At 59.3% G+C, this 19,661-nt stretch carries 19 protein-coding genes; 10 read left to right on the top strand and 9 right to left on the bottom strand.

The window, feature by feature from the left end:
- Window positions 1–15 precede the first annotated feature (15 nt).
- The 3 genes from LL947_RS09795 to LL947_RS09785 all read left to right on the top strand — a co-directional run bounded on the left by LL947_RS09795 (window position 16) and on the right by LL947_RS09785 (window position 2,445).
- A complete protein-coding gene (locus LL947_RS09795; RefSeq protein ID WP_290823170.1) occupies window positions 16–864 on the top strand; it encodes a 3-hydroxybutyryl-CoA dehydrogenase in 849 nt (282 codons plus the stop codon).
- 115 nt (window positions 865–979) lie between these two features.
- Entirely contained in the window at window positions 980–1,753 is a 774-nt protein-coding gene (locus tag LL947_RS09790) for an enoyl-CoA hydratase-related protein (protein ID WP_499834407.1), read from the top strand.
- A 152-nt stretch (window positions 1,754–1,905) separates the two neighbouring features.
- Entirely contained in the window at window positions 1,906–2,445 is a 540-nt protein-coding gene (locus LL947_RS09785; protein WP_499833067.1) for a YaeQ family protein, read from the top strand.
- 86 nt (window positions 2,446–2,531) lie between these two features.
- Here the strand turns inward: LL947_RS09785 and yghU are convergent, their stop codons facing one another.
- Window positions 2,532–3,395: a glutathione-dependent disulfide-bond oxidoreductase gene (yghU, locus tag LL947_RS09780; protein ID WP_499833066.1), complete on the bottom strand. Its 864-nt coding sequence runs from the start codon at window positions 3,393–3,395 to the stop codon at window positions 2,532–2,534.
- A 138-nt stretch (window positions 3,396–3,533) separates the two neighbouring features.
- Window positions 3,534–3,959: an organic hydroperoxide resistance protein gene (locus LL947_RS09775; RefSeq protein WP_290823173.1), complete on the bottom strand. Its 426-nt coding sequence runs from the start codon at window positions 3,957–3,959 to the stop codon at window positions 3,534–3,536.
- Between the two features lie 186 nt (window positions 3,960–4,145).
- Between LL947_RS09775 and LL947_RS09770 the strand changes: the two genes are divergently transcribed.
- From LL947_RS09770 to LL947_RS09760, 3 genes are all read left to right on the top strand, one after another.
- Window positions 4,146–5,366 carry a cation:proton antiporter gene (locus LL947_RS09770; RefSeq protein WP_499833065.1) on the top strand — a complete coding sequence of 407 codons (1,221 nt, stop codon included), beginning with the start codon at window positions 4,146–4,148 and terminating at the stop codon, window positions 5,364–5,366.
- A complete protein-coding gene (locus tag LL947_RS09765) occupies window positions 5,366–6,223 on the top strand; it encodes an MOSC domain-containing protein (RefSeq protein WP_499834406.1) in 858 nt (285 codons plus the stop codon). Before LL947_RS09770 ends, LL947_RS09765 begins: the two co-directional genes overlap by 1 nt.
- A 180-nt stretch (window positions 6,224–6,403) precedes the next feature.
- Window positions 6,404–7,306, top strand: coding sequence for a L,D-transpeptidase family protein (locus LL947_RS09760; protein WP_290823180.1), 903 nt, complete (start codon window positions 6,404–6,406; stop codon window positions 7,304–7,306).
- Window positions 7,307–7,321: 15 nt separating this feature from the next.
- On the opposite strand, the gene LL947_RS09755 is transcribed toward LL947_RS09760, so the two are convergent.
- From LL947_RS09755 to LL947_RS09740, 4 genes are all read right to left on the bottom strand, one after another.
- Window positions 7,322–7,981 carry a response regulator transcription factor gene (locus LL947_RS09755; RefSeq protein ID WP_499833064.1) on the bottom strand — a complete coding sequence of 220 codons (660 nt, stop codon included), beginning with the start codon at window positions 7,979–7,981 and terminating at the stop codon, window positions 7,322–7,324.
- Between the two features lie 36 nt (window positions 7,982–8,017).
- Complete coding sequence (locus tag LL947_RS09750; protein ID WP_499833063.1) at window positions 8,018–9,544, bottom strand: PAS domain-containing sensor histidine kinase; 1,527 nt, start codon at window positions 9,542–9,544, stop codon at window positions 8,018–8,020.
- Window positions 9,545–9,549: 5 nt separating this feature from the next.
- Window positions 9,550–10,215: a 2OG-Fe(II) oxygenase gene (locus tag LL947_RS09745; RefSeq protein WP_404417964.1), complete on the bottom strand. Its 666-nt coding sequence runs from the start codon at window positions 10,213–10,215 to the stop codon at window positions 9,550–9,552.
- 83 nt (window positions 10,216–10,298) lie between these two features.
- Window positions 10,299–10,922 (bottom strand): CoA pyrophosphatase, encoded by a 624-nt coding sequence (locus tag LL947_RS09740; protein ID WP_290823303.1) that lies wholly within the window; start codon window positions 10,920–10,922, stop codon window positions 10,299–10,301.
- 88 nt (window positions 10,923–11,010) lie between these two features.
- On the opposite strand from LL947_RS09740, the gene LL947_RS09735 reads away from it, so the two are divergent.
- Window positions 11,011–11,568 carry an NUDIX hydrolase gene (locus LL947_RS09735; protein ID WP_290823302.1) on the top strand — a complete coding sequence of 186 codons (558 nt, stop codon included), beginning with the start codon at window positions 11,011–11,013 and terminating at the stop codon, window positions 11,566–11,568.
- A 3-nt stretch (window positions 11,569–11,571) separates the two neighbouring features.
- Here LL947_RS09735 and LL947_RS09730 read toward each other — a convergent pair whose 3' ends face one another.
- The gene (locus LL947_RS09730; protein ID WP_404413585.1) at window positions 11,572–11,883 is read right to left on the bottom strand and encodes a YqfO family protein; all 312 of its coding nucleotides are present in this window, start codon (window positions 11,881–11,883) and stop codon (window positions 11,572–11,574) included.
- A 12-nt stretch (window positions 11,884–11,895) separates the two neighbouring features.
- A complete protein-coding gene (locus LL947_RS09725) occupies window positions 11,896–12,786 on the bottom strand; it encodes an alpha/beta fold hydrolase (protein ID WP_499833062.1) in 891 nt (296 codons plus the stop codon).
- A 200-nt stretch (window positions 12,787–12,986) separates the two neighbouring features.
- Here LL947_RS09725 and LL947_RS09720 point away from each other — a divergent pair, with 200 nt between their 5' ends.
- From LL947_RS09720 to LL947_RS09710, 3 genes are all read left to right on the top strand, one after another.
- A complete protein-coding gene (locus LL947_RS09720; protein ID WP_499833061.1) occupies window positions 12,987–14,432 on the top strand; it encodes a TolC family outer membrane protein in 1,446 nt (481 codons plus the stop codon).
- Window positions 14,433–14,515: 83 nt separating this feature from the next.
- Entirely contained in the window at window positions 14,516–15,784 is a 1,269-nt protein-coding gene (locus LL947_RS09715) for an efflux RND transporter periplasmic adaptor subunit (RefSeq protein ID WP_404413580.1), read from the top strand.
- A complete protein-coding gene (locus LL947_RS09710; RefSeq protein ID WP_499833060.1) occupies window positions 15,781–18,939 on the top strand; it encodes an efflux RND transporter permease subunit in 3,159 nt (1,052 codons plus the stop codon). The genes LL947_RS09715 and LL947_RS09710 overlap by 4 nt, the downstream gene beginning before the upstream one ends.
- Window positions 18,940–19,025: 86 nt before the next feature.
- Here LL947_RS09710 and LL947_RS09705 read toward each other — a convergent pair whose 3' ends face one another.
- Entirely contained in the window at window positions 19,026–19,649 is a 624-nt protein-coding gene (locus LL947_RS09705; RefSeq protein ID WP_499834405.1) for a TetR family transcriptional regulator, read from the bottom strand.
- Between the last annotated feature and the right edge of the window lie 12 nt (window positions 19,650–19,661).

The raw sequence follows: 19,661 nt of genomic DNA, 5'->3' as shown, positions 1-19,661 counted from the left end.
AGACAGGAGCAGGCTATGAGTGAACAGGTAATCGGTGTGGTGGGTGCCGGCACCATGGGCCAGGGGATTGCCCAGGTGGTGGCTGCCAGCGGTTTTTCGACCCGCCTTTATGATGTGGCCGATGAGCAGCTGGCCCGCGCAGAGGGCAATATCGACAAGGGGCTTGGCAAGCTGGTCAGCAAGGAAAAAATGGCGGCTGCCGACAAGGACGCGGCCATGGCACGGCTTTCCACCAGCACCGCCCTGGAAGCCCTGGCCGATTGCGCGATCATCATTGAAGCCGCGCCGGAGCAGCCGGCACTCAAGGAAAAGCTGTTCCGTGACCTGAGCAACCTCAGCAGCCAGGCGATTCTGGCCTCCAACACGTCGTCGCTGTCGCTGACCCGGCTGGCGGCGGTGTGCGAGCGCCCCGAGCGGGTTGTCGGCATGCATTTCTTCAACCCGGTGCCGGTGCTCAAGCTGGTGGAAGTGATTCGCGCCGAGCAGACCAGCGATGCCACCGTTGAACAGATTCAGACCCTGGCCAAGGCACTGGGCAAGACCGCAGTGCCAGTAGGCGATTCTCCTGGCTTTGCGGTCAATCGCCTGCTGGTGCCGATGATCAATGAAGCGGCGTTTCTGGTCCAGGAAGGCGCCGCCACGCCAGACGCCGTGGACGAGGCCATGAAGCTGGGTGCCGCCCACCCCATGGGGCCGCTGGCGCTGGCTGATCTGATCGGCCTGGATGTGTGCCTGGCGATCATGGAAGTACTGCAGGACGGCTTTGGCGACCCAAAATACCGCCCCTGCCCGCTGCTCAAGCGCATGGTGGATGCGGGCTACCTGGGCCGCAAGTCGGGCAGAGGCTTTCATGACTATCGTTAATGACTGCTCAACGAAAAGAAGGGATTGCCAGCCTACCAAGCGTTCGCTAGGCTGGGTTTACTATCCTGATGAGTTTTAATAACAGTGGGCGTCCAATAACAACCAAGGAGTCATGATGAGCGAAGCAGTCATTGAAAAAGTCGATAACGCCGGTGTGGTTCGCCTGATGATCAATCGCCCCAAGGCGCTGAACGCCCTGAACAGCGATGTATTGAGCGCGCTGGAAAAAGAGCTGGCCGAACTGGAACAGCACCCCAGCCTGCGTGCGGTACTGATCACTGGCGCGGGGGAAAAGTCCTTTGTTGCCGGGGCGGATATTGCCGAAATGCGCGACAAGACCCCCGAGCAGGCGCGTGCTTTCGCCGGTCAGGCGTTGCGCACCATCAAGCGCCTGGAAACCCTGCCGGTACCGGTGGTGGCGCTGGTCAACGGCTTCTGCCTGGGCGGCGGCTGCGAGCTGGCGCTGGCCTGTGACTGGGCAGTAGCGAGTGATAACGCCGTTTTCGGCCAGCCGGAAGTGCTGCTGGGGGTGATTCCGGGTTTCGGCGGCACCCAGCGCCTGCCGCGCCGCGTCGGGCCAGCCATGGCGCTGGACCTGGTGACCACGGGTCGCAAGATCGATGCCCATGAAGCCCTGCGTATCGGCCTGGTTAATCGCGTGATGCCCCAGGCGGAGCTGGAAGACTACGTAGCAGAGTTGACCAAGCAGCTGATGGGCAACGGCCCGCAGTCGGTGCGTGGTGCCAAGCAAGCCGTTCACGACGGCATGGATCAGGATCTCGACAGCGCCCTGGCGCTGGAAACCAGCCTGTTTGCCTTCTGCTTTGCAGGAGAAGAGCAGACAGAAGGCATGAGCGCCTTTGTTGAAAAGCGTAAGCCTGATTTCTGACCGGCCAGCCGTCATAGCTCCTGACCGTAAAACTAAAAGGGTAGCCAAATGGCTACCCTTTTTATCGTTAGAAACTCGCACGCATAACCCTGGGGCCTCCCGCTCAGGGTTAAATCCGCTACACTGGCGCAAATTTCAGATGGATGTCTCCCATGGCGTTGAGCGCGACCCCGTATAAAGTTGATGTGAACCTGACCGACCTTGATCGTAACGTCTTTGACACCCTGCGTTTTACCGTGGCCCGTCATCCGTCTGAAACAGAAGACCGGATGTGCAGCCGCTTGATCGCTTACCTTCTTTGGTACAGCGAATCACTGGCTTTTGGCCGCGGGCTTTCGGATGTGGATGAGCCTGCCCTGTGGGATAAAAGCTTGGATGGCCGCGTGCTGCACTGGATAGAAGTCGGCCTGCCGGATGCGGAGCGCCTGACCTGGTGCTCACGCCGGGCAGAGCGGGTGTCGCTGTTGGCGTATGGGCGGGTGGATATCTGGGAGAGTAAGGTGTTACCGGCGGTGTCGGCGCTTAAGAATGTGCATGTGGCCAGCTTGCCCCAGGAAAGCCTGAGCGTCATTGCCTCGGGCTTGCCGCGCACAATTGACTGGGCGGTGATGATAAGTGAAGGGTCTTTATTTATTACCGACGCCAATGGCCAGCATGAGATAACGCCGCAATGGCTGTTGCGTGATCGTTAACCTGAGGCATCTTTAACGAATCAGCAAGACCCAAAACGGCCCGCCAATGTGCGGGCCGTTTGCGTTGCGCGGTTTGTCTTGCAGTATCAGTCGAGCTTGTCCTGGGTCCTGAGTTCAAAGTCGCTGGCATCGTGGCGTTCGTGGAGCTGTTCGCTGGGGTCACCCCAGGTGCGGTTGACCATGCGGCCACGTTGCACGGCGGGGCGGGCGTCGATCTCGTCGGCCCAGCGCTGCACATGGGTATAGGTGTGGGCTTGAAGAAACTCGGCGGCGTCATAGACCCGGTTCTTGACCAGAGCACCGTACCAGGGGTAGATCGCCATATCGGCAATGGTGTATTCATCACCGGCCATATAGCGGTTGTCTGCCAGGTGGCGGTCGAGGACATCCAGCTGGCGCTTGACCTCCATGGTGAAGCGGTCAATCGGATACTCCAGCGGCTCCGGCGCATAGGCATAAAAGTGCCCGAAACCGCCGCCCAGTAAGGGCGCACTGCCCATCTGCCAGAACAGCCAGGACAGGCATTCGGTGCGTCTGGCGGGGTCCTCAGGCAGGAAGGCGCCAAATTTTTCGGCCAGATACAGCAGAATGGCGCCGGACTCGAAGACCCGCTGGGGCGGTTGGGTGCTGTGATCCACCAGCGCCGGGATTTTTGAGTTGGGATTGACCTCGACAAAGCCACTGCTGAACTGTTCACCTTCAGTGATGCGGATCAGGTGGGCATCATATTCCGCGCTGCTGATGCCTTTTTCGAGCAGCTCTTCAAGCAGGATAGTGACCTTGACCCCATTAGGCGTTGCCAGGGAATAAAGCTGCAAGGGATGACGACCCACTGGCAGTGCCTTCTCATGCGTTGCTCCGGCGACGGGGCGGTTGATATTGGCGAACTCGCCGCCGTTGCCCGGCGTCCACTGCCACACCTTGGGTGGTGTATAGGTTGTCTTGCTCATCAGTTTCTCCTTGCCGTCTGTCTGTGTGTCGGATCGTGTCGCATCCAAAAGACGACACCACCGCAGGCACTGCCATGCGGTGGTGTCGTTCATGGGCGGTAGGGCCCAGAATACTCAGGCCTACCCTGGCAGGCTGGCTTATACCAGCGTCAGGGTGACGTCGATATTGCCCTGGGTAGCATTGGAGTAGGGGCAGACAATATGGGCTTTATCGACCAGGCTTTGGGCCTGCGCCTTGTCCATGCCTGGCAGGCTGATCTTGAGTTCAACTTCAATGCCGAAGCCTGTCGGGATGGGGCCAATACCCACGTGGCCGTCAATCTTGACGTCTTCCGGCAGCTGGATCTTTTCCTGGCTGGCAACATGCTTCATGGCGCCGAGAAAGCAGGCAGAATAGCCGGCGGCAAACAGCTGTTCCGGGTTGGTACCATCACCGCCCGGGCCACCCAATTCCTTGGGCGTGCTGAGTTTGACATCCAGCGCGCCATCAGACGTGGCGGCATGACCTTCACGGCCACCGGTAGCGGTGGCATGGGCACGATAGGCGATTGTTTCAATTGTCATGAGGGACTCCTTTTATATTGATGGCCTTATACGACCAGATGCAGCGTAGCAGATTGTTAACCGGTGTCCATGTATTGACAGACAAGGGAGAATGCGTGAGCACTTCCTGCGTGGTCATCGCTGGTGTGCCATCATGTTAACGTGGAGACGCCAAACGAATAATCAACTCTGAAGAGCAAATCTATCATGGTGACCTTACTGAGCCATATCGAGGCTCAGCTTCAAACGCTTGACGCGAGCACCCTGGCCTTGATCCTGCTGGGGGTGCTGCTGTTTTTGAGTATTGTGGTTGATACGGTGTCACGGCGTACCGCCTTGCCGCGTATTTCCTTGTTAGTGCTGGTGGGGGTCGGGTATGCCGTGGTTCAGCAGCTGGTGATGGACTCGGCCAAAGCGCCTCTGGAAGGTTTGCGTGAGCCGCTGATCAACCTGGCGCTGGTCATGGTGGCCTTCTTGCTGGGGGGCGAGCTGACCTTATCGCGGCTGAAATCAACCGGGCGAATCATTGCGCTGCTCTCTGCTGCCGTGGTGCTGGGCTCGCTGCTGGTGGTCTTTGTCGGGCTATGGGCTCTGGGGTTCCCGCTGGCCGTTGCTGCGTCGCTGGCGGCCATCTCGGTGGCGACCGACCCGGCTGCCGTCAGTGAAGCCATTGATGAGAGCGGCCAGACCAACCTGAACGCGCGGGTGATGCTGGGGATTGTGGCCATTGATGACGCCTGGGGGGTGATTATCTTCGGGCTGACCATGGCGGCCATGAGCTGGATAAGCCTGGCCGATGGCGGCACGGGCTCGCTTGTGCATTCGCTCTGGGAGCTGGGCGGTGGCGTGCTGCTGGGGATTGCACTGGGCTTGCCCGCGGCCTGGTTGACCGGTCGTCTGAAACCCGGGCGGCCCACCCAGGCGGAAGCGCTGGCGCTGATGTTATTGATTGCCGGCCTGTCTGCCTACCTCAATGTGTCGGCCTTGCTGGCGGCCATGGTGGCCGGCTTTGTGGTGGTCAACGTCTCTGCGCACCATACCCGTTCCTTTGCCGAGATTGAGCAGATTGAGTGGCCGTTTCTGGTGTTCTTTTTCGTGCTGGCCGGGGCCAGCCTGGATCTGGCCAATCTGCATGCCGCGCTTGTGCCGATTGTGGCGTATGTTGTCTTGCGCATAGTGGGAAGGTTTGTCGGTGGTTATCTGGGGGTTCGCATGTTACGCCGCAATGTGTCGGGGCTTGAGCCCCGCATTGGTCTCGGGCTCTTGCCCCAGGCCGGCGTTGCCATGGGGATGGCGCTGCTGGCCGCCGAGCGCTTCCCTGAGCAGGGTGCCTTGATCGTCACCACAGTGGTGACGTCCACCATTCTTTTTGAGCTGTTTGGCCCTGTCTGGGTCAAACGTGTCATCAAGCAATCGGAGTCCTCGTGATGCAGGTGGAGGCGCTTTTCTGTTATCCGGTCAAGTCCATGCAGGGTATTCGCCTCGATCAGGCGCGGCTGTATCGCCACGGGTTTGAATGGGACCGCCGCTGGATGCTGGTCGACCGCCAGCAATGCTTTATTACCCAGCGTCAGCTGCCTGCCCTGGCGACTTTGCAGGTCGCCATCACCGAGCGCGCCCTGGTGCTTGCTCACCCCCGGGCAGGCAGCGTTGAAGTGCCGCTGGAGGCGCCTTCATCTGCGGCGGAGAGCGTTCGCGTCTGGCAGGACGACTGTCAGGCACAGCCAGAAAGTGCTCAGGTATCCAGATGGCTTGAAATCGCGCTTGGGCCGGCGGCACAGGGGCTGCGCCTGATGCGCTTTGCTGACGGGTTCACGCGCGCGGTGGCTGAAGAAACGTCTGGCCATCAAGCGGCGCATACGTTCTTCGCCGACGGTTACCCCTACCTGGTCACCACAACGGCTTCTTTGCAGGCACTTAATCAAGCGCTTAATGAAAAAGGCCTTGAGACGGTGCCCATGAGTCGTTTTCGGCCCAATATCGTGATCGGCCATGATGGAGCCTGGGATGAGGATAGGTGGGCCGGCATCCAGACGCTGCCAGCCACTGATGGCGATGGCGCTGAACTGGCTTTCTGCACGCCCTGCCAGCGCTGTAAAGTGACCACCATTGACCAGCAGACCGCGCAGATACCCGTGCCCGCGGAACCCTTGAAGACCCTGTTGGCGCTGAATACCCAGCCAGCCCTGAAAGGTGCCCATTTTGGCCAGAATGCGTTGCTGGACAGCCGTGAAGGGACGCTTTTGCGTGTGGGCGATCCTATCATGCCGCGCAACGAAATCTGACGCTTTGTGTGGCTGCTTTGTTAAGATGCTGCCAGATGATCTGTGAAAGGAACTGTCATGTCCTTATTGTTAAACGCTTTGTCACGCCCGCTGCGGCCATTGTCCAGCCTGCTGCCCCACGCCCTTGCTATGCGCCCGCATTTTTCCGGCAACCATCGGGTTGGCAGGCGGGTCACCGCGATGCTGGCAATCGGGTGCTTTGCCCTGGCGGCGCAGGCGGAAGAGTCTGAATGGCCGAAAGGCCACTACCCCTTGCCTGACAGCGGCAATATGGTCGGCGAGGTCTATCGCGTCCAGGCGGAATATGAAGATACGCTGGTTGATATTGCCCGTGACCACAATGTGGGTTACGAGGAAATTATTCGCGCCAACCCTGACGTCAGCATCTGGGTACCGGGCGAGGGAACCGAGGTGGTGATTCCGGGGCAGCATATACTGCCGGATGCCGAGCGTAGCGGGATTGTGATCAATCTGGCTGAGCTGCGCCTTTACTATTACCCTGAGCCTGCCGAGGGCGAGGTTGCCCATGTGGAGACCTACCCCATCGGGATTGGTCGCGATGGCTACAATACCCCGCTGGGAACGACCGAAACCACCATGCGCCTGAAGGACCCGGCCTGGTATCCCCCGGAATCCATGCGTGAAGAAGCCGCCGCCGAAGGCGAGCCGCCCCCCGACGTGGTGCCCCCTGGCCCGGATAACCCCCTGGGTGAATACGCCATTCTGCTGGATATTCCCGGTTATCTGATTCATGGCACCAACCAGCCGGATGGCATTGGCATGCGTGCCAGCCGTGGCTGTATCCGTATGTACCCGGAGGATATCGAGTCCATTTTCGGGCGCGTGCCGGAGGGCACCCGGGTCAACATTATCGACGCACCCATCAAGCTTGGCTTTGATGATCAGGGGGCACCCTACCTACAGGCTTTTGCGGCACTGGACGAACAGGAAAACGGCATGGATACCCTTCTGGGTATGTTGAGTGAGCTCAAGCAGCAACAGACTGGCGAGCAGTCTGTGGATTTTGAGCGTTTCAGTCAGACTCTGGAAAGCTCCGACGGCGAGATTGTGCCCCTGATCTGAGCGGCTGCTGGCGTCTCAGGCGTCAGGTAGCGCAGCCACCAGGCCCAGGGCAACGGCCTGTCTGACCAGCTCTGCGAGGTTGTTGGCGCCAAGGGTCTTCATGGCTTTTTGCCGGTAGACTTCGACTGTCTTGGCGCTGATGGCCATCTGTTGGGCTATCTCGCGGCTGGTCATGCCCTGGGCAACCAGGCGGATGATCTGCTGCTCCTTGGGGCGCAGCATGGCAAAGCGGCGGTTCAGTTCCTGCTGCTGCAGGTTGTGTTGCTGACGTTGCTGCGCCTGTACCAGGGCACTCTGCAGGCTATCGATCAGCTGCTGGTGGTTGAAAGGTTTTTCAATAAAATCAAAGGCCCCGTTCTTGAGCGCCTGCGTGGCCATGGGAACATCCCCATGGCCGGTCATCATGATGACCATGGCGTTTGCTTGCCTGTCAGCCAGCAGTTGCTGCACCTGCAGGCCGCTGAGGCCGGGCATACGCACATCCAGCAACACCACCTTCCAGCTGTGCGGGCTGGCCAGGAAGTGCTCGCCGTCGGCAAAGGCAGAGGCCTCCAGTCCCACTGAACCGAGCAGCCAGACAAGTGACTCGCGCAGTGCCTGGTCGTCATCCACAATGGCAATCTCATGGTCAGGGCTGTTACCGCCGCGGTCATTTTCTTGTAACGATGTATCCATCAAGTCCTTTTCCGTTAGTCAACATGCATGCACAGTTTACGCGAAGCGTAGTCTAGCGCTAAAGCGGGCGCCGCTGAACAGCGGGCTATGGCTAACACTCAGTGATCCGCCCATGGCTTCCATCAGGGAGCGGCTGATGGCCAGCCCCAACCCCAGGCCCTCTGACCGCGTAGAGTGAAAGGCGGTAAACACTTCGGCCTGCTGCTCGTCCGGCACCCCCGGCCCCTGGTCATCCACATGGACGCTCAGCGCGTGTCGGGCAGCGGCTTCAACGCTGAGCTGCACCCGCTGTGCGCCGGGATGCTGGCGGCTGGCCTCCAGCGCATTCAATAAAAGATTGACGAATACCTGCTCCAGCGCCACCGGGTCGGCCATGACGACCACATCGCCGCCAGAACCGTGTACCTGAATGTCCAGCCCGGCTTGCTGGTAGCGCCATTCGCACAGCTGTCGGGCGGCTTCTATCACGCCGGCAAGCGGGACACGGCGAGACTGGGTGCCTCCGGTGCGGATAAAGCGTCGGATATGGCGCAGACGTTCAGCCAGGCGCTGAACCTGGTGATCAATCTGGGTGAGCGGATGGGCCAGTGCCTGAGCGGGCAGCTCAGGGTTTGCCTGCAGGGTGAGCAGGGCGCCGTTGGCATAATTGGCGATGGCACCCAGCGGCTGGTTGAGCTCGTGGGCAATGTTGGAGGTCAGCTCGCCCAGCGTCGCCCGCCGGTTGGCATGGGCTATCTGTTCCTGATGTCGGCGGGCCTGTTCTTCGGCGTGCTTGCGTAGCCGGATATCGTGATTCAGCAGCGAATGATGGCCGGGTTCAGCGCCCGGGCCGCGATGGGCCTGGACAACGCTGAGCACCGGTATCAGTTCATCAAGGCGATGCATTTCCAGTTCGCCGCTCCATGAGCCATAGCGGGCCACGGCGGGAAACACCACCTCGTCGAGCAGGCTCAGCGAGGCATCGCTGTAAACCTTGCTCAGCGGCGTGGGCTGGCCGGCGCGGGGCAGGCTAAAGCGTCGTCTTGCCGCTTCATTGGCGCTGAAAATCGACCCATCCTCCGCCACAAAGAGCACGTAATCAGAGGTGGATTCCACTACCTGGGCCAGGCGTTCGCGATGGGCTTCCACCTGAATACGCCGCCCTACATCCCGGGAGACGCAGAGAATATCGATCAGTTCGCCCGTCGCAGGGTCGCGACGGGTACGGCTGGTGGTTTCAAACCAGACGTAATGGCCGCTCTTGGCGCGAAAGCGATAGGTCTGCTGGTAGAAGCCGGCGTGGTAATACACCCGCGGTGACTTGTTCAACAGATCACTCAGGTCCGCGGGATGGAACAGCTGATAGGCGGAGACGCCGATCAGTTCCTGCGGCTCATAGCCCAGCAGCTCCCGCGCGGCATTGGAGGCGTACAGGAAGGTGCCATCCCGGGCATGCCGGGAGATCAGGTCCGTGGTGCTCTCTGCCAGCCATTGATAGTGCTGCTTGTCTTCCTGCAATTGCTGGTTGTGTGCTTCAAGCTCGGCTATTCGGGCGGTGAGCCTCTGTTCGGTGGCCTTATCCATAGTGTCTAGTTCGCAGGGTCGAGAACCCCACCCAGAGAGGCATTGCGCCGGAACCAGCCGGCGATACTGGTTCTGGGTCGGCGGGTGGGCAGCACTTCATGAGGAATGGTTTCTGACAGGAAGCAGGCAAAGGTGCCTGCCTGTGGCACTACGCGGGCGACTTCCTGGTCAGTAGCCTCCGGGTGATAGATGACCATTTCCCCGCCGCCGTCTGCGGGCCAGTCAGGGTTCAGGTAACCCACGGTGGAGATGACCCGGTTGGCGCGGCCGCGAAAGCTGTCCAGGTGGCGCTGGTAGAAGGCGCCCGGGGGGTAGTGGGCAAAGTGCGCCTCATATTCGAACAGGCCGAGAAACAGCGCCTGATTAAGCGACTCCTGCAGCTCGGCCATGCTGGCCAGGTAGATGCGCTGGGCCTGGCTTTCACGGTCCAGCCAGTGAATGGCGTCACCACGGATATCCTTGCGCAGGTGATGGTGTGTGCCGCGCCCGATACCCGCTGCTTCGAGACCATCATGGTCAGCGAGGTGACAGATTTCGGCATATAGCTGCTGGCACAGACCAGGGTCCAATACCTCGCTGTCTGCAAACCATCCCTGTTCCACCAGGGCATCCACAATGCGGTTGATGGTCGTGGGGTCAAGCAGGGGCGCTGCCAATAAAGAGGGTGACATCATGGTCAAGAGCCAGTTATCCGTCAAATACTGCGTTATAGCATGAAGTGGCGCGATACCGGGTATTTATCCGTCAAAGATGGTCAGCGGCTGTAGATGCCGCGAACCGGGTGGCGGCGTAACAAACCGCCGGGTTTTTCATACAGGCTGATGGGCATATCAAATCCCTTCGCCAGCAGTTCCACCAGCATCATGGCAGACAGCCCCCAGATCACAAAACCGTCAACGTGGTAGCTTGGCACGTAGTGGGCAACGCCATCAACGGTGATCACATCGGTGTGGGTGCGGCGGTCGTCAAGAAAGTGCTGCACGGGCACCTCGAAAATGGCATCCAGCTCGCTGGGGTCTGCCCTGAGCGGCAGGTCGGGGGGAATCAGCCCTACCCAGGGGGTGACCTGGATACCATGCAGGGAAATGACATCGGAAAGTCGCCCCAGCGGCTGAACCTGATGAGGCCGCAGCGATATTTCTTCCTCGGCCTCGCGCAGAGCGGTAGCGTAGAGGTCCGGGTCCTGCGGCTCCTGCTTGCCTCCGGGAAACGCCACCTGACCGCTGTGGGTGGCCATATGGCTGGCACGTCGTGTGAGCAGCAGGGTAGGCTGTGGCCGATCAACAATGGGTAGCAGTACGGCAGCCCTGGGGAGGTTCATATCCTTCAAGCGTTGAGGGCGGTGCTGTTGCAGCCGTTGGCTGAGTTTCTCTAACATGAGGTTTCCCGAGTCTTTGTTGTCTTTTACCCAGCAGCGAGCGTTGTCGTCAAGTGGCGCCATGCGTTGCCCTCAAGCGAGAGTGCCAATGAACTTCTGTAGTCAATGTGGTGAAAAAGTCCGTTTTGCCATTCCGGAAAGTGATGATCGCCCGCGCCACCTGTGCGATGTCTGCGGCACCATTCATTATGAGAATCCGCGCATTGTAGCAGGCACCCTGCCGGTCAGCGGTTCCCAGGTGTTGCTGTGCAAACGTGCCATCGCGCCACGCAAAGGCTATTGGACGCTGCCTGCCGGGTATATGGAAAACGCCGAAAGCACTGCCCAGGCTGCTGCGCGAGAGACCTGGGAAGAGGCCTGTGCCGAAGTGGCCATGGCCAACCTGTATACGCTGATCGACCTTCCGCATATCAACCAGGTATATATGATTTTCAAGGCTGACCTGGTGGGGGGCTTTGCAGCTGGCCCCGAAAGCGAGGAAGTGGCGCTTTTTGAAGAAGATGAAATCCCCTGGGACGCGCTGGCATTCCCGACCATCGAGCATACCCTGCGCCACTTCTATGCCGATCGCCATAAAGGACTTTTCCCGCTGCATACCGGCGTGATTACCCCGGAAGATCGCGAGCGCTACTTCGGCAGTGCCTGATGGCTAAAGATCGGCCAGCCGCCAGACATCATAGGCAGGGGTTTCATAGGGGTGTGCCAGTTTAAGGGCGGCAATGGCCGATTCGATCAGTTCATCGTGACATACCAGCTCGATCCTGAGCTCTTCCACCTGAGTGAGCTGGTTGAGGTTACCGATATGCGGCTGGGCACCGGCCAGAGGGCGAAACTGCCCGGTGCCCGGGGTGGTAAAACAGCAGGCTTCATAGTCACCGATGCGGCCGGCACCGGTGGAAAAGACGGCTTCCTTGACGCCCTCGGCGTCTTCAGCGGGAACAAAAAAAGCCAGTTTATACATGGTCAGCTCCATTCATGGTTTCAAGCGTTGCAGCATTGATTGCCACCAGGGGCGTCGTGCGCCTGGAACGGATGTTTCCAGAAACTGACGGATCGGCTCGACCTGGGAAGGCACATTGAGCATGGGGGCGTGGCCACAGCCTGGGGCTTCAAAAAAATGCATCCGGGGCTGTTGACGGCGCATGTCATCCACCGTGGCCCGGCTGAGCAGTGGGGAATCCTCGCCTCTGACCAGCATCAGCGGGCAGCGGATCTTTTGCCAATCGGCCCAGGTATCCCTTGGGGTGTCGTGAATAAACTGCTCGGCAATACGTGGGTCGTAATGAAAGCTCCAGGCACCGTCGGGCAGGCGGCGGGCACTGGCGTGCGCCATGCTTAACCACTCCTGTTCCCGGGTGATGCCAAACCCCTGGTAGTTTGCCTGGAGCGCGTTGCGCAGTTGTGTAAACGTGGTGAAGCGTTTGAGTGTGCTGAAGTAGGTGGCCATCTGGGTCAGCGCCTCGGGTTCCAGGGCAGGGCCGACATCGTTGAGGACCAGGCAGCGAATGCGTGACGCCGTGTCATCATCGGCGGCCAGCAGCATGCCCAGCAGCCCGCCCATGGAGGTGCCGATCCAGGGAGTACTTTCCAGCTCAAAGTGATCCATCACCTGGGTGGCAACGGTCATGTAGTGACTGTAAAGGTAGTCTTTGGCAGGATAAAGCGACCATCCTGAAAGCCCCCGGCCAGGGGTGTCGGGTGCCAGCACCCGCCATTGCGGGCCTAGCTGGCGGGCCAGTTGCTCAAAATCACCGCCGTGACGTGCCAGCCCATGCCAGGCAATAAGGCTATGCGGGGCGTCTGGATTCCAGATGCGTACAACGACGTCCAGCGGGCCGACTTTCAGGCATTTCATGGCATCCATGGCGCACTCTCGCAACAGGTGTTAAACAACAGGTTCCGTTAAGGATATGACAAAATGTGTGGAAAACCACGCCGCCACAGCGCCATGGTAATGCAGATGCGTTAATGTATGTATCATCGAATTCTGTTGATACGCTTGCATTGCCAAACCCAGTTACACCATCGCCACTCCTTATGAAGGATTATACCGAGGACGTTAACATGCCAAGATCTTTCGCCCACACCCCGTCATTATCCCGCCATCGTTGGCTCCAGCGTGCGCTTTTACCCTCGCTGGTCGCCGCTGCCTGGGGGGCGCCCGCATGGTCAGCGGATCTCTTGACGATTACCCAGGATGCACTGAACAACAATGCGGCGTTATCTTCCGAGCGCCTGGTGACACGGAGCACCGAAGCGGCCCGCGATGCGACGGAAGGCGAGTTGAAGCCTCAGGTAAGTGTCAGCGGCAGCCTGTCGCACAACCGTGAGTTTGAAAGTCAGAGTACACCTTTACCCCCGTCTGGCGGCGGCGATAACGTCAACAGTGTGGGGCTCTCGCTGGAAGCTACCCAGGCGCTGTTTGATGCATTGAAGCGCCGCCAGGTTGACCAGGCTGATCGCCAGATTGATCAGCAGCTTTTTCAGCTGGCCGCGACCGAACAGCAGCTGCTGATTGATGTGGCTTCCGCCTACTTTGAAATTCTGCGTGCCTATGAAGTGCTGGATGCCCGGCGTGCCCAGGAGCGGGCCATCGGCCGTCAGCTGGAACAGGCCAGGGAGCAGTTTGAAGTGGGCCTGATTGCGATTACTGAAGTGGAGGAAGCCAAGGCGGCGTTTGACCAGGCGCGTGCCGTACGGATTGCCGCCGACAGTGATCTGCAGGTGCGTTTTGAAGCGCTGGAGCGCTTGACGGGCCAGCGCTATGACAGCATTGACGCCTTGACGGATGCGATGCCGGTGACGCTGCCCACCCCTGAAGACCGCGATTACTGGGTTGAGCTGGGCATGGAAAATAACCCCCTGGTGCTGGCCAGCGAGGCGGGCGTTGAACTCAGGCGCAGCAGTCTGGAGATTGCCAAGGCGCAGGAATTGCCGACGCTGGATGCGTTTGCCAGCTACAACTATTCCGATAACGACCGCAGTGGGGTCTCCGGCTACAACTCGGACGGTGAGGTCGGACTCAGGGTCAGCATGCCGCTTTACACTGGCGGTACCACGGAAGCGACCATTCAGGAAAACACCTTTCTGCTGGAATCCAGCCAGTATGACTTTGAGGATCAGCGCCGTGAAACTGTTCAGCAGATACGTTCACGTTATACCCAGCTGAGCAATAATGTGTCGACCGTTGAAGCGCGCCAGCAGGCGATCGTCTCTAACCAGAGTGCCCTGGATGCCACCCGTGCAGGCTATGAAGTTGGCACGCGTAATATCGTCGATGTGCTGAATGCAGAGCAGAACCTCTACAATGCCATTGCTGATCATGCCAGTGCCCGTTACGACTATGTCATTAACCTGCTGTCTCTTCGCCAGCAGGCGGGTACGCTGGATGTTGCCGCTCTGGAAGACGTCAACGAATGGCTGGGAGAGGAAAGGGTCGAATTTACCCTGCCCGAGGATAACCTCGACAGCGTGACCAATATAGGCGAGCGTCCACGTCGCAACGGGTAAAATTTTGTTTACGGCAATGACATTCATGCGTGTATGATTGCAATTATTGTACTTGTTTAATTCTCCCAACGGACATATCACCCATGAAGTTATTGTCGTCACGGCGTGCACTGATTGCGCTGGTAATGGGCGCAGGTATAGCGCTCAGCCCTTTTCCGCATGAACGGGTATTGGCTCAGCAGGGCGCTGAGCAGCAGGATAAGCCGCCTCATGAGGTGGAGGTGACGGAGGTGGAGCGACAGGACATCGAGCTTGAACGCTCCTACTCGTCATTGTTGCGCAGCGATAATGAGGTGGCGCTGGTGGCCAGGATCACCGGAGTGCTGCAAGAGCGTCACTTCGAGCCAGGGCAGATGGTGGAAGAAGGTCAGCGGCTTTATTCCATTGAACCGGATGTCTATCAGGCGACTGTCAACCAGCGTGACGCTGACCTGCAGAGTGCCCGTGCCGAGCTTTCCCGTGCCCAGCGCGATGCCGAGCGCTTCGAACGTCTGTTGAGCCAGAACTCGGTCAGCCGTCAGGAGTATGATCAGGCCCTGGCAGAAATGCAGGTGGCCCGGGCCAGCGTGGCTCAGGCCGAAGCCTCGCTGGCCCGGGCACAGATTGATCTGGCGTATTCGGACGTCAAGGCGCCCGTGGCTGGCATGATCAGCCTGAGTGAGGTCAACGTGGGTAACCTGGTGACCCCGGGTACGGCGTTGACCACTATCACGCCGCTTGATCCGCTGGAAGTGCGTTTTCAATTACCCCAACGGGATGCGTTTGAGCTGCGTCGCCAGATGAACGACGGCACCGAACTGGCCGATATCAGGGTGCTGCTGGATATCGCGGGCCATGAATCGCCGCTTGAAGGCTATATGGATTATCTGGGCTCCCGGGTCAGCCAGGGCACCAGTACGGTTCAGGGCAATGCGAATGTCGATAATCCGGACGGCCAGGTATTGCCCGGGCAGTTTGTGCGCGTACGCATTGATGGGTTGAAGCGCTATGACGTTATCGCCGTGCCGGAAATTACCGTTACCCAGGGGCTGATGGGGCCGCAGGTGTTTGTGCTGGATGAGGACAATAAAGCACGGGCACGTACGGTTGAGCTGGGCGAACTGGCCGGCCCATGGCAGGTGATTGACGGTGGCCTGGAGCCGGGTGAGCGAATTATCGTGGGCGACCCGGCGGGTATCGAACCGGGCCGCACGATTGAGCCGCGCGCCTTTGACGGCGATGCTGACAATCTGGTGGAAAATATCGAGGAAGAAAAAGAGCAGGCTGAGCAAGAAGCGCAGCAAGAGGCGGAAGGTGCCCAGAATGATTCCCAGGGTGAGGATTCAGACGCGGGCGGAGACGATGCCTCATGAGTTTTTCCAATTTCTTTATTGCGCGACCCATCTTTGCCACCGTGCTGGCCATCATCCTGACTCTGGTCGGTGTGGTCAGTATGCGCGTGTTGCCGATTGAGCAATATCCCAACGTTGTGCCGCCCACTGTGTCGGTGAGCGCCCAGTTTCCCGGGGCAGATGCCGAAACCATAGCACAGACCGTGGCCGCGCCCCTGGCGGAAGCGATCAACGGGGTTGAGGACATGCTCTACATGACCTCAACCAGTGCTGACAACGGTTCGATGTCGCTTGAAGTGGCCTTTGATATTGGTACTTCTGGCGATATCAATACCATCAACGTCAACAATCGGGTTCAGGGCGCGCTTTCCCAGCTCCCCGAAGCCGTGCAGTCCCAGGGGGTGACGGTAGAGCTGAATTCCAGCTCGATCCTGATGCTGGTAGCCCTGATCTCACCGGAAGATGACTACAGCCGCATTTACATGCAGAACTACGCCACCCTGAATATCCTTGACGAACTCCGTCAGGTGTCCGGGGTGGGGGAGGCTGAAGTGTTGGGCGGCGGCGAGTTCGCCATGCGCGTATGGATGGACCCGAACAAGCTGGCCCAGTATGACCTGACGCCTTCAGAGGTGGCCAGCGCCATTCGCTCCCAGAATACCGAGGTACCGGCCGGTAGCCTGGCCGCAACGCCGCAACGTGATCCACGCGCCTTCACTTACACGATCACGGCTGGCGGACGCCTGAACGATGTGGATGATTTTCGTGACATCTTTCTGCGTACCAATCCGGATGGGTCTTCCCTGCGACTCGACGACGTCGCGCGGATTGAGCTGGGCGCCTCTTTCTATGGGGTGGATGCCAAGCTGAACGGCGCCAGCATGACGCCGATCATTATCAACCAGCAGCCAGGTGCCAATGCGTTGGAAACCGCCGAGGCGGTGCGCGATACCATGGGGGATCTGAAGGAACGTTTTCCTCCGGGGCTTGAATACGTCGTGCCCTATGACACCACCCTGTTTATTGATGCCTCGGTGAATACCGTTCTGAAGGTGTTTATTGAAGCCTTCCTGATTGTCGGGGTGATCCTGTTCATCTTCCTGCAGAACTGGCGCTTTACCGTGATTGCCATGTCGGTGGTCCCGGTGTCGGTATTGGCTACCTTTGCCGGTTTCTACATGTTCGGTTTCTCGATCAACCTGTTGACGCTGTTTGCGCTGGTGCTGTCCATCGGCATCGTTGTGGACGATGCGATCCTGGTGGTGGAAAATGTCGAGCGGGTGTTGAACGAAGATGAGAATATCAGCGTCATCCAGGCGACAACCCGCGCCATGAAGGAAGTCGGCGGGCCGGTAATCGCCACCTCTCTGATCATGGCCGCTGTCTTTGTGCCGGTTGCCTTCCTGGGCGGTTTTACCGGCCAGATCTATCAGCAATTTGCCTTGACGGTGGCCATTTCGGTGGCATTTTCCGCCTTGATGGCCCTGACCTTCACGCCGGCACTCTCGGCGATTTTCATCAAGCACAAGCCCAAGAGTGAATCGAAGATAATGCACACTCTGGGCTTGCCGTTGCGCCTGTTCAATCGTCTGTTTGCGGCGATTACTGCAGGCTATATGGCGATTGTCAGGGTGCTGGTACGTTTCTGGGGGCTGGCACTGCTGTTGACCGGGCTGGTGGTGGCCGGCTCCTGGTGGCTGTATGAGACGACGCCGGCCTCCCTGGTGCCGGAAACCGACCAGGGGATTGTGCTGGCGGCGGTGCAGCTGCCGGATTCGGCCTCTCTCGAGCGTACCCAGGCGTATATGGATGAGCTGAGTTCCCAGGTTGAAGACATTGATGGCGTGCGCTTTTCCTCAGCAGTGGCGGGCTATGACATTCTCTCCAGCGCGGTCAATACGGCCCGCGGCATCATGTTTATCAACCTTGATCCATGGGGAGAGCGCTCCCTGACCGCCGATGAACTGGTGGGCCGGATCATGCAGCTGGGCGCCGAGATACCGGGCGGTTCGGCCATGGCCTTCAACGTCCCCCCCATCATGGGGCTTTCCACCACAGGGGGCTTTACCGGCTACCTGCAATCCTTTGGCGGCGCGGATTCGCGTGAGCTGTTCGAGGCCTCCATGCAGGTCATGCAGGCGGCGAACGAGCATCCGGCGCTTGAACGGGTCTTTACCACCTTCAATGTCAACGTGCCCGGCTACCGGGCAGAGATCGACCAGCAGAAGGCCTTGAGCTATGGCGTGTCACTGGACGATCTCAACGCAACCCTGTCGAACACCTTTGGCAATGGGTTTGTGAACTTTTTCAGCTACCAGAACCGCAACTTCCAGGTATATCTGCAAAACGAGGACGAATACCGCAAGACGCCGGATGACCTGAACCATATCTATGTTCGCGGCGGCAATGGTGAGCGGATTCCGCTTTCGGAGTTTGTGACCCTGGAGCGCCAGGCCAAGCCCGCTGTGGTATCGCGCTTTGGTGTCTACCTGGGCGCCCAGTTTCAGGGCGGCCCGGCAGCGGGCTATAGTTCCACCCAGGCCATTGAGGCCATGGAGGACGTGGTGCGGGATACCTTGGGCAACGAGTGGGGCATGGGCTGGACAGGCACTGCCTATCAGGAAAGCGAGTTGGGCAACACGGCCTCGATGGCGGTCATCTTTGGCCTGCTCATGGTGTTTCTGATCCTGGCCGCCCAATATGAAAGCTGGTCGTTGCCCCTGGCGGTGCTGACCGCGACACCTTTTGCCTTCCTGGGCAGTATTGGCGGCATTGTGCTGCGAGGGCTGGACACCAGTGTGTATGTGGAAATCGGCATATTGGTGGTGGTCGGGCTGGCGGCCAAGAACGCCATCCTGATTGTCGAGTTTGCTGAGCTGCAGCGCAAGGAACTGGGCAAGACCATCCGTGAGGCGGCTGTGAGCGCGGCAGAACTGCGTTTTCGTCCGATTGTCATGACGTCGCTGGCGTTTATCTTCGGCACCCTGCCGCTGGCGCTGGCCACTGGCGCCAGCGATGTGAGCAGCCATCATATCGGCACCACGGTGGCCGTCGGCATGGGCACAGTGGCGATTCTGGGCAGCATGTTCATCCCCAGTTTCTACGCCATGATTGCCAGCATTGCCCAGTGGCTCAACAACAAGCGCCTGGGCAGTGGCAAAGCGTCCAGGATCTAGGGGCTCCCCGGCGTCTCTCTGAGGGGCGTCACGCACGCAAACACCGGCCCTGGCGCCGGTGTTTTGCTTTCCGGCGTAGGCGGGCGTCAGGTATTGACAGGCTGCATGAGGGCCAGCTGGGTTTCTACCAGGCGTGAACCCTCCTGGTAGATAGAAAAGGAAACATGGTTGCGCAGCCAGTGGTGAAAGAGGCCGCTGAGCAAGGCGTTCATGATATCGGCCGCCCTTTCCGGAGCAAGATCCTCGCGCAACTGATGATAGCGGGCAGCGCAGCGGAAATAGTCGACCAGAGTGCTGCAGGCTTCGTCGGCCATTTCGTTCTGCATGCGGATTGGATCAATATCCCCAAAGGTTTCGCAGCGGTGAATCAGGATGGTATGTACCCGACGATAACGTGGCTGCTCCAGGCGCCTGAAACCATTGATACAGGCCAGCCGGATGGCTTCCAGAGGTTTTTTTCTGGCCAGTTCAGGATCGTCGAGCTCTTCTACCAGCCCCTGAAAGGGCAGCCGTACACGTTCCAGCATGGCGTTGAACAGATCCCCCTTGTTCATGAAGTGCCAGTAGACCGCTCCTCGCGTCATGCCGGCGTGACGGGCGATCTGCTCGAGGGATGTGCGTGCCACCCCGTGCTCGAGGAACATGTCCTCGGCAGCATCCAGCAAGAGTTCGCGTGTCGCGGCAGCCTCCTCTTTTGTCTTACGTACCATAACGCCAGTATC

It is taken from the genome of Halomonas sp. BLK-85, from assembly GCF_044792155.1.
GTDB lineage: Bacteria > Pseudomonadota > Gammaproteobacteria > Pseudomonadales > Halomonadaceae > Vreelandella.
This window is presented reverse-complemented; position numbering and strand designations above follow the sequence as displayed.

What these genes read in the sequence shown, in the direction of transcription:
- LL947_RS09720 (WP_499833061.1), top strand. Translation starts at nt 12,987, where the DNA reads ATGCCAAGATCTTTCGCCCACACCCCGTCATTATCCCGCCATCGTTGG.
- LL947_RS09760 (WP_290823180.1), top strand. Translation starts at nt 6,404, where the DNA reads ATGCTGGCAATCGGGTGCTTTGCCCTGGCGGCGCAGGCGGAAGAGTCT.
- LL947_RS09715 (WP_404413580.1), top strand. Translation starts at nt 14,516, where the DNA reads ATGAAGTTATTGTCGTCACGGCGTGCACTGATTGCGCTGGTAATGGGC.
- LL947_RS09770 (WP_499833065.1), top strand. Translation starts at nt 4,146, where the DNA reads ATGGTGACCTTACTGAGCCATATCGAGGCTCAGCTTCAAACGCTTGAC.
- yghU (WP_499833066.1), bottom strand. Translation starts at nt 3,395, where the DNA reads ATGAGCAAGACAACCTATACACCACCCAAGGTGTGGCAGTGGACGCCG.
- LL947_RS09745 (WP_404417964.1), bottom strand. Translation starts at nt 10,215, where the DNA reads ATGTCACCCTCTTTATTGGCAGCGCCCCTGCTTGACCCCACGACCATC.
- LL947_RS09790 (WP_499834407.1), top strand. Translation starts at nt 980, where the DNA reads ATGAGCGAAGCAGTCATTGAAAAAGTCGATAACGCCGGTGTGGTTCGC.
- LL947_RS09730 (WP_404413585.1), bottom strand. Translation starts at nt 11,883, where the DNA reads ATGTATAAACTGGCTTTTTTTGTTCCCGCTGAAGACGCCGAGGGCGTC.
- LL947_RS09710 (WP_499833060.1), top strand. Translation starts at nt 15,781, where the DNA reads ATGAGTTTTTCCAATTTCTTTATTGCGCGACCCATCTTTGCCACCGTG.
- LL947_RS09755 (WP_499833064.1), bottom strand. Translation starts at nt 7,981, where the DNA reads ATGGATACATCGTTACAAGAAAATGACCGCGGCGGTAACAGCCCTGAC.
- LL947_RS09735 (WP_290823302.1), top strand. Translation starts at nt 11,011, where the DNA reads ATGAACTTCTGTAGTCAATGTGGTGAAAAAGTCCGTTTTGCCATTCCG.
- LL947_RS09750 (WP_499833063.1), bottom strand. Translation starts at nt 9,544, where the DNA reads ATGGATAAGGCCACCGAACAGAGGCTCACCGCCCGAATAGCCGAGCTT.
- LL947_RS09785 (WP_499833067.1), top strand. Translation starts at nt 1,906, where the DNA reads ATGGCGTTGAGCGCGACCCCGTATAAAGTTGATGTGAACCTGACCGAC.
- LL947_RS09795 (WP_290823170.1), top strand. Translation starts at nt 16, where the DNA reads ATGAGTGAACAGGTAATCGGTGTGGTGGGTGCCGGCACCATGGGCCAG.
- LL947_RS09725 (WP_499833062.1), bottom strand. Translation starts at nt 12,786, where the DNA reads ATGGATGCCATGAAATGCCTGAAAGTCGGCCCGCTGGACGTCGTTGTA.
- LL947_RS09740 (WP_290823303.1), bottom strand. Translation starts at nt 10,922, where the DNA reads ATGTTAGAGAAACTCAGCCAACGGCTGCAACAGCACCGCCCTCAACGC.
- LL947_RS09775 (WP_290823173.1), bottom strand. Translation starts at nt 3,959, where the DNA reads ATGACAATTGAAACAATCGCCTATCGTGCCCATGCCACCGCTACCGGT.
- LL947_RS09765 (WP_499834406.1), top strand. Translation starts at nt 5,366, where the DNA reads ATGCAGGTGGAGGCGCTTTTCTGTTATCCGGTCAAGTCCATGCAGGGT.
- LL947_RS09705 (WP_499834405.1), bottom strand. Translation starts at nt 19,649, where the DNA reads ATGGTACGTAAGACAAAAGAGGAGGCTGCCGCGACACGCGAACTCTTG.